The following is a 17142-nucleotide window of genomic DNA, read 5'->3' as shown; positions in this document are numbered from 1 at the left end:
CTATCAATTTCATAACTACGGGAGGTTCATATCTATGCCATCATCGTTCCAATCTGCCAAACGTAAAGGCATGCGCACCTTCATTACAGCCACCGCCATCCTCATGCTGCTCCAAACGGCTGTCGCTCCATTATCCGGAGTCGCTGCTGCCGCATCTTCCAGTACAGATACCAAAGTCACGACTGCCAGTTCAACAACGATATATAAAACATTTCAGTCCATGCTCTACAAAAAGAACGGCTTGCCTGCCGCGGATACTTATCTCGAATCTCATATCGATCAAGTTACGACTCATCATGCAACCCTGATGGTCTTACAGCTGGAGAATGCCCGCAACAAGGCGTTAACAGCCATGACGGACCGCCTGCTTGTTCCTAATGTTCAGGACAAGATGATCAAGGCATACAAGTTGAATGATAGCTTCACTCAACTCATGTCCCGCACCAACGACACCAGTCTGCGTGCACTACTTCAACAGGCACGGGATAGCGGCTATCGTCTGGTTATGCTGGAAGGTTCCCTCTATCCGATCATGAATTATATGGCTTTTCAGAAATATATCTCGTACGTGAAACCAGACATCAAACAATACATTAATATCATGGCAGTTGAAACCAGCAACCTTGCCGCCGATGATGGTGCACTGGTCATTGGCTATCAGGAGATACTCAATCGCGCTTTGAATCAGGAACGATTCCTGAACGAATATCCGAAGTCCAATCGATTACAACAGGTGAAGAACCTGATGAATAACTATACCTTGTATACGTTTTATGGCCTGAATAATACGCCTTTATTTGACTATGAAACGAACAAAATGACTGCCAATGCCCAGAAAGGTTACAAAGCTGTCTTACAACGTAACTCATCCGAAGACGGTGCCTTCCTGACCAAACTCGAAAAGTTCATGGACATCGTAACCGAAGCCAAATTTGAGAAAACGGCCACTGTTGAGAAATGGTTGGAACAGAATGTGCCGGTCAGCGACTATGCGAATTATTGAGTTAATCCGTTTCCTAAGTTAATATCCGGGCCAAAATTCAGGCTAAATCCCAACAGATAACCACAACAAAAACCGCCACAGGATTCACTCCTGTGGCGGTTTTCTTCATGCTTCTATAGTCAAAACTGACTAAACCGTCAGCGCTCTGTACTATTGAATCGGTTTGACCATATGATTATACTCATGTCCTGCGATGACAATCACGTCATCTTTGACATATCCCTGCCGTTCGTACAGCATTAGCGCACGGCCGTTGTCCCGTTCTACAATCAGGGATACCTGCGAGTGACCCAGATCTCTGCCCTGCTGCTCAAAAGCAGCCATCAGTGCCCGGCCGATGCCCTGCCCCTGATATGCTTCACTTACCGAGAGAGTATCCAGATAATACTCCCCCGGACGGGTTTCTTTGACCAATGCATACTTCTCTTCCCGGCTTCGTCCAGGGCGGTTCAAAATCGGCTGGTCCAGACGATCTGCGTCTCCGCCATCATAGGCCACCAGAATCCCCGCGATCAGCCCATCCTGCTCCATCACCGTCACATGACGATAGCTAATCCGGTTGTTTTCCTGTACATAGAACTCCTGCAAAATCTGCATCGCCTTCTCATGATCCGCCTCACCCGCTAACGAGTAAGCAATGTCCCCGATCGCCTGATACAGTAACGGAATGACCTGATCTGCATCTTCTATGCGCGCAGGTCTGATCAGAGGAGATTTTTCTTGGTGATCTGATTGCATACTGGAATGTTTCATCAGATTAACATGTTGAACAGATTCAGATTTTTGTTAAGCTCGGTATAGGCGATACCTTTGCGGTTCATACGTTCAATGAGTGGTTGGTAATCTTCCTTGTACATCAGCTCGATGCCCACCAAGGCAGGGCCATTTTCCTTATCGTGCTTTTTCGTATATTCAAATCGGGTGATATCATCATTCTTCCCTAGAACTTCCTCCAGGAATTCACGTAAAGCTCCTGCACGCTGCGGGAAATTAACCATGAAATAATACTTCAGACCTTCATAGATGAGGGAACGTTCCTTGATCTCCTGCATCCGGTCAATATCATTGTTCCCGCCACTAATGACGCAAACCACTGTCTTGCCCACAATTTGCTCACGATACTGCTCCAGCGCCGCAACAGCCAAGGAACCGGCAGGCTCGACAACGATTGCATTTTCATTATAGAGCTCCAGAATAGTTGTGCAGGCTTTGCCTTCTGGCACTTTCACAATGTCATCAAGTATACTGCTGCAGATGTCATAGGTCAGATCGCCAACCCGTTTCACCGCTGCGCCATCCACGAATTTATCTATATCATCCAGCGTCACAACCTGTTTGCGGAACATCGCCTCACTCATGGAGGCTGCCCCAAGTGGCTCGACACCGATGATGCGTGTCTCCGGACTCACAGTCTTCATGTAGGTTCCCACGCCGGCTGCCAGCCCTCCGCCACCAATCGTCACGAATACATAGTCGGCATTCTCATCGAGACTTTCCATGATTTCCATCGCTACCGTACCATTACCTGCAATAATCTTCGGTTGATCAAAAGGATGGATGAACGTCATGCCCTGTTCGTCACATGCACGCATTGCTTCTGCGTATGCATCGTCATACGTATCTCCGATCAGCACCACTTCAACGTTGTTGCCGCCAAAACGACGCACCTGCTTCACCTTCTGATTCGGCGTTGTACTCGGCATGAAGATTTTGCCGTTAATTCCAAGGGCATTACAGCTAAAAGCGACACCCTGAGCATGGTTGCCCGCACTCGCACAGACAATCCCTTTCTCCATCTCGGCTGGCGTCAGACTGCGAATCATATTATAGGCGCCTCGGATTTTGAACGAACGCACCACTTGAAGGTCTTCCCTTTTCAGATACACATTACAGTTATATTTGGCCGACAATACAGCGTCCCGCTGCAACGGCGTTCTTACAATGACCTCACGCAGCACATGATGTGCGCGCACGATATCTTCCATGCCAACACTGGCACGACCGGGACTTGTGGTTCCCGTTGGTTCTTGTTCAACTGGTTTCATGTTGTCTCCACACTCCGCTTTTATGGTCTAGCAATGTCGCGCACTGCTTTTCTTTGTATTGTATCACTTTTGTTCTGTTCTTGCGCCTGAGCTCACTTCATTTATCATTCGTACAATTTCATCGATAATGACCTGGGGGTCAGTATACATAACCATATGTCCCGATTGATCGGCCCCAATCCATCTCGCATTGGATAGCTGGCTCACCGTCTGGCGATGCGCCGTGATGAGGGCAGGTCTGATTTTCCCCTCTCCCTTGCCCGGGTTCGTACCCGAGATCACGCTAACTTCCAGATTACCCAGAGCCGGAGGATGTTCCAGCAGTGCTGCCATGTCATCCAGAAATGTTTTACCTTCCGCAAGCATCGTGCTGGCTGCCCGTACAGTGAAATCCTCCTTGAGGTGATCCGCCGCCACATCAGCAGGCTGAATGCTTCCAGCTTTGCTGCCAAGCAACTTATATAAGCCAGTCCGCGCCATGATTGGAATAATGAAACCATTGATGGCAAAGCTCTTTCTAGTAAGCTTGGAAAAATACATTTCGCAATGCTCGTCTGATGGATCTACCAGGATAATGCCACGTAATCGAGATAGATGTGCAGCTGCCGCAGCCCGTACAATCGGACCTCCCCAGCTATGTCCAACCAGAATGAATGGGCCCTGGCCCAGAGCGGTCAGCAGTTCTCCAAGATCCCCTGCAATGCGTTCAAGGCTGCGGGGAGCCGAGTCGACATCACTTCGTCCTGCCCCTGCCCTGTCATACACGACAGCACGTGCATGCTCAACAATGGCTGGTGCAACCAGTCCCCAGTTCGATCTGGAGGCGCCCATACCGGACTCAAATACAACCGTCAGCTCTCCTGTTCCCCTGGACATATAATGTAGTTTGCGACCATCGCGGGTCTGAACAAACGCACTTGAACCAAATGTATGTGAGCTAGGGTTAGGATTCATATTCCCCTCCTGATTACAAGCATAGTCATCTTTCACCGAATCTAATTGAAAATGATTATCAATTACTTCATTATAGAATAATCCATGCTTTACGACAACCATGTTGCTTCAGCAAGTTAGAGCAGTCCTGTCACCTCTGTCACGTTACTAGGATCATCCCCCATCCCACCGTTCCTTTCACCCCTTTTTCCTTATGCAAAAAGAAAACCCGATCCATAATCGGATCGGGTAACTGTACCAGCCAATATGCGGCTGGCTATCACATACACCTTCTTGTTGCTTCGTGCGCAGTTCCTGCACGATTGCATAATCGTAATCGCTTAATCCAAGGATGGGCGCCTACTCGGTTTAAGGCCGCAGCCCCTTATCCCCGAATACCATGATCCTTGCTGTTCAACTGCTCCAGAAGTTCATTCATCGCTTCTTCCGTCATGGCCCCACCGCTAAACGCAACAAGTGCACGCAGCGGCATATATTTCATCATCGCATCCATCATATCTGCATGATCCCCGGCATCATCACCGCCAAATCCACTAGCCTCCTGGAATTGCTGCAAAGCCTGTTCCAGCAGCTGTTTATGGGCGGGATCACGCTGGATATCCCCCAATGTACTATTACGCGTATAGGTTGGAAGGAATGTCGCTGTAGACTCTACGTTCACACGTGCGTGCACATGAATATCCCTTGAGGAACTGCCTACCTGAATCTCGAACTCTCCGGTCTCCACATGCCAGTCTTTCATATTTACGTTGTAATAGGCGAATGAACGCTTGTTTAGTGTAAAGCTCACTACTTTTGATTCTCCAGGTTCAAGAGCCACCTTGGCAAAAGCTTTCAATTCTCTCACCGGACGAATAACTGTGCTCTCTACATCGCTGACATACAGCTGTACAATCTCCTTGCCCGCTCTGTCTCCGGTATTGGTGATCCTAACTTGCACGTTCACCTCATCCTGATCTGTCAGTTCTGTGCGATCTACCTTCAGATCAGCATATTCAAATGTCGTATAACTCAGTCCATAGCCAAACGGGAACAGTGGCTCCAGCTCTTTTTTGTCATAATAGCGGTAACCAACAAAGATGCCTTCACGGTAATCGACATGATCCCCTTCACCCGGAAAATTCAGATAAGATGGATTATGACTGAGTTTGGCAGGGAATGTCTCTGCCAGTTTACCGGACGGATTCACCTCTCCGTACAACAGATCAGCTATCGCTCCACCAACAGCCTGTCCACCAAGATAAGCTTCGAGCACGGCTTGCACCTGCGGTAGCCAAGGCATCTCTACTGGAGATCCGTTGCTCAGCACAACGACGACACGTGATTGAACCTTCGCAATCTCTTCGATCAGCCGAATATGATTGTCAGGCAGACGCAGATGGGCACGATCATACCCTTCGGATTCATAACGATCTGGCAATCCAACAAACACAACAGCGGTATCCGCCGACTGCGCTGCCTGAACAGCCTCATGCATTAATGTCTCATCCACATCATCCGCTTCAATCCGATAACCTGGGGCATACGAGAAGGTTACGCCTTCGCCAGCCACCTGGGTCATCTCTTCCACAATATCATCCACTTTGGTCGGATTAATATGGGAACTGCCGCCGCCCTGGAAGCGAGGTTTGCGAGCAAATGCCCCGATTAACGCGACTTCGCCTTCACGTCCCAGCGGCAGGATACCTTCTTCATTTTTCAGCAAAACCATACTCTCGGCTGCCACCTTGCGCGCAAGTTGGTGATGCTCATCCTTGTTATATGTAGCCCCGTCTTGCTTTTGATCAACAGCATTGAAGATTAGCGTAAGCAGACGCTCCACCGCCCGATCCAGCTTGTCCAGCGACAATTGTCCGCTCTCTACGGCATCAATCACTTTACGCTCACCAATTCCACCGCTTGTTGGCATCTCCAATTCCAATCCCGCTGCAAGGGCGTCTGCACGTTCATTGACCGCACCCCAGTCTGATACCACAAGGCCTTCGTGACCCCATTCGTCCTTCAGAATATCCGTAAGCAACCATTCATTCTCACCTGCATACGTACCGTTCACCTTGTTGTAGGAACACATTACTGTCCATGGTTGTCCATCCTTCACTGCACCTTCGAAGCTCGCCAGATAGATCTCACGCAGCGTCCGCTCATCCACCACCGCATCAATCGACATGCGCCGTTCTTCCTGATTATTGACTGCAAAGTGTTTGAGAGATGTACCCACACCCTGGCTCTGCACACCCTGAATATGACCGGTAGCCATCTGCGTAGATAACAACGGATCTTCGGAAAAGTATTCAAAGTTACGTCCGCCCAATGGGGAACGTTTAATATTTACACCCGGACCAAGCAGTACCGCTACATCCTCGGCCTGACATTCCTCACCCAAGGCTACCCCGACCTGACGCGCCAGCTCCTTGTCCCATGAACTAGCCAGTCCTGCCGCAGACGGGAAACAGGTTGCAGGTACGCTCGACGTAAGTCCTAGATGATCTGCACTCCCATCCTGCTTCCGCAGCCCATGAGGTCCGTCCGTCACCATGATGGACGGAATGCCAAGACGCTCCACCCCTTTCAGATGCCAAAAGTCCAGTCCCGAGCACATACCCGCTTTTTCTTCCAGTGTCATCCGCTGTACCAGTTCCTTGATGTTACGTTCCACATTAACCCCTCCAGTTCATGATGTTGATACATAGCTATATCACTAAGCATACAAGGTTATCTACCACACATTCAAATGTTTACCCGGTTAGTAACGGTTACATAACACCAGTCCATCATTTCCTCTTTCTGACGATGACTAAATAAAAAGAAAAAACAGCCCGATCTTCACAATCAGGCTGTCTCTATACGTTTCATAACCGTCTATCCACCCAATTTACGCCTGTGTCTTATACCAAGCTGCCGCGGCTTCTGCCTCGGTACGAGTCAACTGATGACCTTGACGCTCCCAATGTGTGTTTACATCGGCACCTGCACCGCTCAGCAGCGAAGCGAGTTCCTCCGTTTCACGTCTGGGTACAATCGGATCGTTCTCGCCCGCACCAATGAACACAGGCAGACCTTTCAGATCCGGCAGTTCGAGTCCGCGCAGCGGTACCATCGGGTGATGCAGAATTGCACCTTTGAATACATCTGCTTGATGGAAGATCAAGCTTGCCGCAATGTTGGCACCGTTAGAGTAACCCAGTGCATACACGTTGGACCGATCAAAACCGTATTCCACCGCAGCTGCATCGACAAAAGATCCCAGCTCAGCCGTACGAGCAATCAGATCTTCTTCATCAAAAACACCTTCGGCCAAGCGGCGGAAGAAACGGGGCATCCCGTTCTCCGATACATTACCCCGCACCCCAAGTATGCCAGCTCCTGGTGCGATCATCTCCGCCAGACCGATCAGATCATTCTCGGTTCCGCCTGTACCATGAAGCAACAGGATCGTTGGAGCATCCGGCTGAGCACCTGCTTTATAGATATGTTTCATTGTATTGGTTGTGGTCATGATTTGGACTCTCCTTTCCATTCACGTACTTCAATTCGTGGCAACAATTGTTCAATCTGCTCACGCTGTGGTTCATACCATTCAGGCAACATCAGTTTCTCACCCATGCTCTCTGCTGGTTCATCCCGTGCAAATCCCGGAGGATCCGTAGCCAGTTCGAACAATATACCTCCCGGCTCCCGGAAATACACAGCGTTGAAGTATTGACGGTCAATGACTGGCGTTGGATGATACCCGGATTGTTCAAGATCCTGCTGAATTTGTTCATGCTCCACGTAATCTTTGGCACGCCATGCAATGTGGTGAACCGTTCCGGCTCCACCAATCCCGCGCTGGATACCTGTTGACTGAATATCGATGATCTGACCGATATCGCCGCTTGCCTGAAGACGAAGGAGTCCGTTCTCTTCACCGACCTGCTCCAGACCGAGTTTGCTCACCAATACGTCCATGGTTTTCTCAGGAACATGACTGAACAATACGGCACCACCGAATCCTTTGATGGCATGCTCTGGTGTCACACCGTTAAAACTCCAGTTGCTTGGCTGACCGCCTTCACGCTCAACCAGTTCAAGCAACAGACCGCCTTTGTCGAAGAAACGAATGTACTGCTCACCGAATCTGGTTTTATTTTCATATGGAATATCGAAGGAAGCAAGACGTTCTTTCCAGAAAGACAGGCTTCCTACAGGAACCGCATATACGGTAACTCCAGTCTGACCGGAACCAATGACACCTCTTCTTGAATTCTGCTGTGGGAAAAAGGTGATGATTGTGCCCGGTGCACCCTGCTCATTCCCATAATACAAGTGATACACGTCTGGTGCATCAAAGTTAATTGTTTTTTTCACCAGTCTGAGCGCCAACACACCTGCATAAAAATCAACGTTTTTCTGTGCATCGTCTACAAAAGCTGTAATATGATGAATTCCTGAAGTTCTGAACATAATCTCCACTCCCTTGGTTTTAGTAGTATCATAGGTTAGTTTTGCTTCTTTTATTTATTGCTTTTCGTTATTTATCTTTAAATTAAGATTCTTTAAATTTATATTAATCCATTGGACCTCAATATGCAAGCTTTTATTTTAAAATTAAGATTTAATACAAAAAAGCAGGCCCCGATCACTCAGGGAACCTGCTTAGCGTTATAACGATTGATTAGTTGTTTCGTATACCTGTATCACGTTTGTATCACTGCTTCTTAAACCAGTTTCATTCTTTTTGGTGGATTCACCAAATCTTTATGCTCGTATTCATCCTTGATATCTCCGACAATCTCTTCAAGGATATCCTCCATCGTAACCATACCTACCGTAGCACCTGCCTCGTTTTTCACGGTAGCAATGTGTACACGGCTTTGCTGCATCTGGATCAGTACATCCTTGATTGGAGAACGCTCGGAGAAACTCGGCGTATTGTGAACAAATGTCTCCATATTAAAGTCTCTGCCCGCTGCTACACTCGTCAACATTTCTTTTGTGTTAATAAAGCCCACAAAGTGCGCCTGATCCCCATTCGCAATAACAGGGTATCTGGTGTATTCGTGTCGATTCAGCGTTTCAATGATCTGATCAAGCGGCATTTCCTTATTCAGAGTAACAATTTTATCTCGTGGAATCATAATCTCCTGAAGCAAACGCTCATCAAAAGCAAAAATGTTTTTGAGATAGTCCAGCTCCGTCTGGTTGATCTCGCCACTCTCGTAGCTCTGTGCCATAATCAGCTTCAGCTCTTCTTCGGAGTGAACGGTATCATGCCCGGCAGGTTTTACACCAAAGATACCAAGCAACAGACGAGCAGCTCCATTCAGCGCATAGATGAACGGATTCATGATTTTACCGAACCAGTACAGTGGTGGTGCCAACAACAGCGTCATTCTCTCTGCAAACTGAATCGCCAGCGTTTTCGGTGCCAATTCACCAATAACCACGTGCAGGAAGGTAATGATCGCCAGAGCAATACCATAGGAAAGCACGGTAGACAATGCCGCCGGCACTTCCATGCGCTCAAAGAGCGGATGAAGCATTTTCTCAACGGTAGGTTCACCCAAGGCTCCCAATACCAGCGCCGTGATGGTAATCCCCAATTGACATGCTGACAGATAATAATCCAGGTTGTGCGCCACTTTTTTGGCCAGTACTGCCTTTTTGTTACCTTCCGAGATCAATTGATCGATTCGGGACATCCGTACTTTAAGAATTGCAAATTCGGCTCCAACGAAAAAGGCTGTCAGACCTATAAATACGGCTACTAAAAATAAATTCAAGGCTATTATTCCGTCCAATGATTTCCCTCAACCTGAGGGATTCACCTCCATTAAAATTTAAAATAAGGTTGCACGAGTGACGTTCCGGTGACGGCTCGTTCTTCCGAGCGCCATTGCCTCCAAATTTCCCTGATTGTTGTTTTCAAAGGTATAGAATTGGTTTGCAAACGCGAACGCTACGCTTCTTCAGAATCGATTCCGTCCCCTACACTGTTACGTTGCCAAAACATTTAAATTCTGAGGGCCGTCGACCCTAGATTACAGTTATGATCGAACCAACATTACGCAAGATCGCTAGCAGCTTCCTCAACCTGCGCGCCGTTTACCCGCTCCAGAAGAACTTGCTTGATGTGATAATTTTCGGTATCCACAACGGTCCAGACATAATCACCGTGTTCTACCGTGTCGCCTTTTTCCACACCTACACCCTTCTGGTATTGAATCCATCCAGCTACGGTATCCATCTCTTCGTTTCCTTCAAAGCTAAGCCCGAACTGCCGCTCCACTTCATCCAAAAGTACCCGACCATTAATGAGGTATTGATTCTCTCCGGTCTCCTGGATATCCGCCACCTCATCGGCATCGAATTCATCACGAATCTCACCGACCAGCTCCTCCAGAATATCCTCCATCGTAATAATTCCCGAAGTACCGCCGTATTCATCCACGACCACGGCCATGTGTACACGTTCCTGCTGCATTTTAATCATCGCATCCTGGATACGTGTAACTTCGGAAACAAATGGGATCTCACGAACGAACTCGCTTAGTTGATATGATCTTGCGGCTACCATGTCAGGCAAAATCTTCTTCACATTCACAACGCCGATAATGCGGTCCTTGTCCCCATCCTCGATGACAGGGTAACGTGAATAGTTATGTTCATCCAATATGGGAATAATATCGTCATAGGTCATATCCTGATCTAATGTCACCAGTTCCGTACGTGGTACCATGATGTCTTTGGCATCACGTTCGTCGAACACAAATACATTTTCCAGATATGAAAGCTTGGTCTTGTTGTTCTCGTCACCTTCATAACTCTGGTTCATGATGATCTTGATCTCGTCCTCCGAGTAGGCTTGATCATGTTTGGCAGGCTTCACACCGAATCCTCGCAGAAGAACACGAGAGGTTCCATTAAGCGCCCAGATGAACGGATACATGATTTTACCGAACCAGTATAGTGATGGGGCAAGCATTAATGTCAGTTTTTCTGAAAATTGAATCGCCAGCGTTTTCGGTGCCATCTCACCAACAACCACATGCAAAAACGTGACGAGGATAAAGGCAATCGCATAGGAAGCAATTGATGAGATCGAAGCAGGTACATCTAAATAATTGAATACCGGGTATAACAATCTCTCAACCGTCGGTTTGCCGAGCGCTCCCAGTCCTAGAGCAGTGACCGTAATACCGAGCTGACAGGCTGACAGATAATAATCCAAGTCCGAGACAACTTTTTTGGCAAGTACTGCCTTTTTATTGCCTTCGGCAACCAGTTGATCTACTCTTGATGTACGAATTTTGACTACAGCGAACTCCGATGCTACGAAAAATGCAGTCAATGCAATCAAGATAATAAGTAAAGCGATATTCAATATGGTAATTATGTCCAATGATTTCCCCGGTTCTCAGGGATTCACCTCCAGAGATAGTTACAGCGTGATCCGTTAACTAGGTTAACCATTCATGCGCTGTTTGTCGTTCATCATGGCGTATGCCTTATATGAAATCGAATAATGATCATATTTGTATATGTCGTACTGTTTGACCTTGTAAAATACAAAACAGGAATTCAAGATGAAGTCAATGACTTGCAGAAACTTCTTCATTCAAATCGGGTTACCCCTCATGCTGTCAATTGTTCCTCGCTTAACTCCACCTAGATTCGCCATTTGGACAATTTACAATATCGCCTACCCAATAGATATCCACCTCCCCTCGTACTCATTCCTGTTTCCGAAAAGTATACCATGTTTCCCGCTCAACCATCCAGTTGCACGTTATGGTTTGCCACAAGCTTACAGTATAATGTTCACAAATTAGTCTCTATGTATGTTACGTACTTTATATAATATGATTGATATTACCTCGTAATGTGATAATCTTCACATGTTTAGTATAGTCCAATTTATAAAAATACTACCCCTTACTTTAGGGCATTAAACATGCCTGATCTCCCTAATTTAATCCTGTTTCGTATCTTTCCCATGTTCTTTCCCGTATGGACAAGTCCGGCCGTTTGCACAAGATACATCTATATACGCAGCAAAGAGCCCGCAGGATGCAAATACCTTTCCGGTATACATCTATACGGGCTCTTGTATTCATTCTATACCAGTGCTTTGGCAGCTATATCCGTCCGCTGATGTTTGCCATCAAATCGGATACGCTCCGCCTCTGCGTAGGCTTTGTTTCTAGCTTCGGCAATATCTGCACCAAGTCCAACTACGCCCAGGATCCGTCCACCATTGGTGACCCAATCTCCTGCTTCACTACGCGCAGTACCTGCGTGGAATACCACGGCATCATCTACTTGATCCAGTCCTTCAATGACTACACCTTTGGCATAAGGTCCCGGATATCCTCCTGAAGCAAGTACCACACACACTGCGGCTTCATCACTCCATTCAATCTCAATATCAGCCAGCTTGCCATGAACGGTTGCCCAGAAGATATCGAACAAGTCACTTTTCAGACGTGGCAATACGACCTGTGTTTCCGGATCGCCAAAACGTGCGTTGAACTCAATCGTTTTGGGTTTGCCATCTGGCGAGATCATCAGTCCGGCAAACAATACACCTTGGAATGGACGTCCCTCGGACACCATCGCTTTAGCCGTTGGTTTAATGATCGTCTCCACGGCTTCCTCAATAATAGAAGCAGGGATATGTGGCAATGGTGAATATGTACCCATACCGCCTGTGTTTGGCCCCTGGTCATTATCGAATACAGGTTTGTGATCCTGTGCTGCCGCCATCGGACGAACCGTCTCCCCATCGACAAAAGCCAGAATGGACATTTCCTGCCCTGCGAGGAATTCCTCGATGATCACTTTGGCTCCTGCTTCACCAAATACCTTCTCCACCATGATGCTGCGAAGTGCCTGATCAGCCTCTTCACGCGAATAAGCTACCGTCACACCTTTGCCCGCTGCCAGTCCATCTGCCTTGATGACAACCGGGATTGTTTGCTCATTCAGATATGTTTGAGCCTGTTCGTAGTTGTCGAATTTTTCATAGGCTGCGGTTGGAATGTTATATTTGTACAGCAGGTCCTTCATGAACGTTTTACTTCCTTCGATCTCTGCTGCATTGCGACGAGGTCCGAATACCGGAATACCTGTCGAATCAAATGCATTCACGATGCCATCTGCAAGCGGATCATCCGGACCAATAACCACCAATCCCACTTTAAGCTCTACAGCAAGAGCCGTTAGTTTATCGAATTCATTTACCGCAATGGCATGACACTCAGCGAGCTGAGCAATACCTGCATTTCCCGGTGCACAGTGAATCTTGTCTACCTTTGGACTCTTAGCCAGTGCCCAGATGATTGCATGCTCCCGGCCACCGCCGCCTACTACCAGAATATCCATTCGTTCTGTTCCCCCTCCGTACATATCTGGATTTGTTACGCTAATGCGTGTTAAAAAACCTAAAAAAGAGGGGGTGTACCATAAGTCATAAGTATGACTGGCGACACCCCTTATTAAATCTTTTTTGCTCTAGTGTTTGAAGTGACGAATGCCTGTGAAGACCATGGCAATTCCATATTCATTGGCTACTTTGATGGATTCTTCATCTTTGATCGAACCACCAGGTTGAATTACCGCTGTAATTCCGGCTTTTGCTGCCAGTTCCAGCGTATCACCCATTGGGAAGAACGCATCGGATGCCAGAATAGCACCTTTTGCTTGCTCGCCCGCTTGCTCAATCGCAATTTTGGCTGCACCCACACGATTCATTTGTCCAGCGCCCACACCTACCGTCATGTCATTCGCTGCAAGTACAATCGCGTTGGATTTCACGTGTTTAACTACTTTCCAGCCAAACAACAGCTGTTTCAGTTCTTCTTCCGAAGGCGCACGATCCGTTACCACGTTCAGCTCGCTCGCTTCGATGGAGTGTACATCGGACTGTTGCACGATCATACCACCGTCAATAGACGTTACCACGAATTGGCTTTCCCGTTTACGAGCAGCATTCAGTTCACCCGTTTTGAGCAAACGAATGTTTTTCTTCTTCGTCAGGATATCGAGTGCCTCTTGTGTAAAGTCAGGGGCAAGAACGATTTCCAGGAAAATCTCGCTCAATTTGCCTGCTGTATCGCTGTCGATAATGCGGTTCGCTGCCACAATGCCACCAAAGATAGACGTTGGATCTGCAGCATATGCCTTGCTGTAAGCTTCATAGATACTTGCACCAATACCTACGCCGCATGGGTTCATATGTTTAACCGCAACAACCGCCGGTTCTTCAAATTCTTTGACAATCTGCAATGCTGCGTTCGCATCGTTGATGTTATTGTAAGACAACTCTTTGCCATGCAATTGCTCGGCTGTTGTCAACGTATCTTGTGCAGCCAGCGGTTTGCGGTAGAATGCCGCCTGCTGGTGTGGATTTTCGCCGTAACGCAAATCCTGGAGTTTTTCGTAAGTAACCGTCAGACGCTCTGGCAACGGATCGCCGTTCAGGTTAGAGAGATAGTCAGAAATAACTGCATCGTAAGCCGTTGTATGGCGGAACACTTTTGCCGCAAGCCGTTTGCGTGTTTCGAGTGTGGTATCTCCATTGCTGCGCACTTCTTCAAGCACCTTGCCGTAATCTGCTGTGTCAACAACGACACTGACAAAGGCATGGTTTTTGGCAGCCGAGCGAAGCATGGTTGGACCACCGATATCGATGTTCTCGATCGCGTCTTCGTACGTCACATCCGGTTTGGCGATAGTATCTTGGAAGGGATAGAGGTTTACGACAACGAGGTCAATATAACCCAATCCGTTCTCTTCCATCTGGCGCTTATGCTCTTCGCTGTCACGAACAGCCAGCAACCCACCATGAACTGCCGGGTGCAATGTTTTAACACGTCCGTCCATGATTTCCGGGAACCCGGTCACATCCGAAATTCCGATGACAGGTACGCCTTCCTTCGACAATAGGCTGCTTGTACCTCCTGTCGAAATAATCTCCACACCCATTTGCGACAGCTCGCGGCAAAAGTCCACGATGCCTGTTTTATCCCATACGCTGACCAGCGCTCTTTTGATACTCACAATATGCTCCTCCTTTAATGTCCCATGGCTTCGCGTTTCCTGACGAAACACAGCCGATTTATTTCCCGAGAAATATCACAAAATGCGTACCAATATTCGACTTCTGTTATATAAGTGGAACTAAGATGTTTACACGGGACACTCCGATGACAGAACAACCTTCTAATCGCTGTTATCCCCAGATTTTTTGATTCCCTTTTCTTAAAGGGAAAATCCGGTGATAAAGGCGACCGCTTTGCTTTTTCAGGTTTTTTCTGTCCTCTCCGTTAATGTGCAAAAAAATTTCAACTTATATCAAACCGGTTTGTTAACAGTAACGTGACGTCCGTCTAATTGAACCAGACCTTGAGCGAACCAGGATACCACTTCAGGGTAAAGTTGCTGTTCGGCTGCATGGATGGAGCGGCTGATTGACTCAGGCGTATCCTCTGGCAAAATGGGAACGGGATGCTGGGCAATAATCGGCCCTGTATCCATGCCACCGTCCACAAAGTGCACCGTTACGCCTGTAACTTTCACGCCATATTCGAGAGCCTGTCCAATCGCATCCTTGCCTGCAAATGCCGGTAGCAAGGACGGATGAATGTTAATCAACCGCCCTGCATAACGATCCACCACAACGGAAGTCAGCAATCTCATATATCCTGCAAGAACAACCAAGTCGATTTTTTTGGATTCAAGTACTTCCACGATCTCTGCCTCATAGGCTTCACGGGAAGCATAATTTTTCGGAGTAAACAGATGACAATCCACGCCTGCATCCTGTGCCCGCTGCACAACACGTGCAGCCGGTTTATCACACACGAGCAGTTCTACGGATGCCTCCAGCCCACCGTTTCGTACTGCATCAACCAATGACTGAAAGTTAGACCCTTCACCCGAGGCAAATACAGCTATGCGGTAGTTCGCCATTAAACATCCGCTCCCGTGAAGGTTACTCGCGCATCTCCTTCAGTAACACGGCCAATGATGTACGCTTCTTCACCAGATGCTTTCAGTTGTTCCAGCGCTTCCGATGCATCTGCTTCATTAACGACTAGGACAAGCCCGACACCCATGTTAAATGTGGTGAACATGTCACGGTTCGAGACAGCACCCTTTTCCTGTAACAGGTTGAAGATTGGCAGGATCGGCCAAGAGCCGTAGTTAATATCCACATTCACGTTGCTAGGCAACATACGTGGGATATTCTCGATGAAGCCACCACCTGTAATGTGTGCCATGCCTTTTACTTTTACCTTTTCCAGCAGGGACAACAGGGGTTTAACATAGATCTTGGTAGGTTCCAACAGGGAATCACCCAGCTTACTGCCCAGTTCCGCTACTTCATCATGCAGATCAAGACCCGCATCTTCCAACAAAAGTCTGCGTACCAGCGAGAATCCGTTACTATGCACACCGCTGGAAGCCAGACCAATCACTGTGTCGCCAGGGGCAATGGTTGTGCCGTTGATAATCTTTGCTTTGTCCACGATACCCACCGTGAATCCGGCAATATCGTATTCGCCTTCACTGTACATGCCCGGCATTTCCGCCGTCTCGCCACCGATCAGCGCACAGCCAGATTGATGACAGCCTTCAGCGATTCCCGCAACAATAGCTTCGATCTTCTCAGGAATAACTTTGTCACATGCCAGATAGTCAAGGAAGAAGAGTGGTTCTGCACCCTGTACCACAATGTCGTTCACACACATCGCTACCGCGTCGATTCCGATGGTATCGTGACGGTCCATGGCAAATGCAATTTTCAGCTTGGTGCCTACGCCATCCGTACCGGATACAAGCACAGGCTCATCGTATTTATCTTTGTTCAAACCGAACAGGGCACCGAATCCACCCAGATCTGTCATCACTTCCGGACGGAAGGTACGCTTCACGTGTTTTTTCATCCGTTCAACCGCTTCATTACCTGCCGCGATATCGACGCCGGCCTTTTTATATGCTTCGGACACAACCATCACACCCTTCGTATCTTGTATAAATTGAGCTATATAATATTGAACTAAAGATATTTACACCGTAACACTCCGATGACAGAATAACCTTCCAATCGCTGTTATCCCCAGATTTTTTGATTCCCTTTTTTCAAAGGGAAAATCC

13 protein-coding genes are annotated in these 17142 nt (G+C 47.7%); 1 reads left to right on the top strand and 12 read right to left on the bottom strand.

Going from position 1 to position 17142, the window contains the following annotated elements:
- Positions 1-34: 34 nt before the first annotated feature.
- Positions 35-1003, top strand: a complete 969-nt coding sequence (locus tag QNO02_RS03780; RefSeq protein WP_289391129.1) for a hypothetical protein — start codon at positions 35-37, stop codon at positions 1001-1003.
- 150 nt (positions 1004-1153) lie between these two features.
- On the opposite strand, the gene QNO02_RS03775 is transcribed toward QNO02_RS03780, so the two are convergent.
- The 12 genes from QNO02_RS03775 to purM all read right to left on the bottom strand — a co-directional run bounded on the left by QNO02_RS03775 (position 1154) and on the right by purM (position 16994).
- A complete protein-coding gene (locus QNO02_RS03775) occupies positions 1154-1741 on the bottom strand; it encodes a GNAT family N-acetyltransferase (protein WP_289391128.1) in 588 nt (195 codons plus the stop codon).
- A gap of 14 nt (positions 1742-1755) precedes the next feature.
- Complete coding sequence (gene ilvA / locus QNO02_RS03770) at positions 1756-3048, bottom strand: threonine ammonia-lyase IlvA (RefSeq protein WP_133387385.1); 1293 nt, start codon at positions 3046-3048, stop codon at positions 1756-1758.
- 63 nt (positions 3049-3111) lie between these two features.
- A complete protein-coding gene (locus tag QNO02_RS03765) occupies positions 3112-4002 on the bottom strand; it encodes an alpha/beta fold hydrolase (RefSeq protein ID WP_133387386.1) in 891 nt (296 codons plus the stop codon).
- Between the two features lie 364 nt (positions 4003-4366).
- Positions 4367-6658 (bottom strand): beta-glucosidase family protein, encoded by a 2292-nt coding sequence (locus tag QNO02_RS03760; RefSeq protein WP_289391127.1) that lies wholly within the window; start codon positions 6656-6658, stop codon positions 4367-4369.
- 216 nt (positions 6659-6874) lie between these two features.
- Entirely contained in the window at positions 6875-7480 is a 606-nt protein-coding gene (locus QNO02_RS03755) for an alpha/beta hydrolase (protein WP_249913560.1), read from the bottom strand.
- Between the two features lie 14 nt (positions 7481-7494).
- Positions 7495-8445, bottom strand: coding sequence for a ring-cleaving dioxygenase (locus QNO02_RS03750; RefSeq protein ID WP_251035167.1), 951 nt, complete (start codon positions 8443-8445; stop codon positions 7495-7497).
- 254 nt (positions 8446-8699) lie between these two features.
- The gene (locus QNO02_RS03745; protein ID WP_124118555.1) at positions 8700-9782 is read right to left on the bottom strand and encodes a hemolysin family protein; all 1083 of its coding nucleotides are present in this window, start codon (positions 9780-9782) and stop codon (positions 8700-8702) included.
- 263 nt (positions 9783-10045) lie between these two features.
- On the bottom strand, positions 10046-11383 hold the full coding sequence (locus tag QNO02_RS03740) for a hemolysin family protein (protein ID WP_133387389.1): 1338 nt from the start codon (positions 11381-11383) through the stop codon (positions 10046-10048).
- Between the two features lie 716 nt (positions 11384-12099).
- Positions 12100-13365, bottom strand: a complete 1266-nt coding sequence (purD, locus tag QNO02_RS03735) for a phosphoribosylamine--glycine ligase (protein ID WP_289391126.1) — start codon at positions 13363-13365, stop codon at positions 12100-12102.
- 129 nt (positions 13366-13494) lie between these two features.
- Entirely contained in the window at positions 13495-15042 is a 1548-nt protein-coding gene (purH, locus tag QNO02_RS03730) for a bifunctional phosphoribosylaminoimidazolecarboxamide formyltransferase/IMP cyclohydrolase (protein WP_289391125.1), read from the bottom strand.
- Between the two features lie 294 nt (positions 15043-15336).
- Complete coding sequence (gene purN, locus QNO02_RS03725) at positions 15337-15954, bottom strand: phosphoribosylglycinamide formyltransferase (RefSeq protein WP_289391124.1); 618 nt, start codon at positions 15952-15954, stop codon at positions 15337-15339.
- Positions 15954-16994, bottom strand: a complete 1041-nt coding sequence (gene purM, locus QNO02_RS03720; RefSeq protein WP_289391123.1) for a phosphoribosylformylglycinamidine cyclo-ligase — start codon at positions 16992-16994, stop codon at positions 15954-15956. Before purM ends, purN begins: the two co-directional genes overlap by 1 nt.
- Between the last annotated feature and the right edge of the window lie 148 nt (positions 16995-17142).

Origin of the sequence: Paenibacillus sp. PK1-4R (assembly GCF_030369595.1) — a bacterium.
GTDB lineage: Bacteria > Bacillota > Bacilli > Paenibacillales > Paenibacillaceae > Paenibacillus.
Note: the sequence above shows the minus strand (reverse complement) of the source record. Positions and strands in the feature narration are given on the sequence as shown.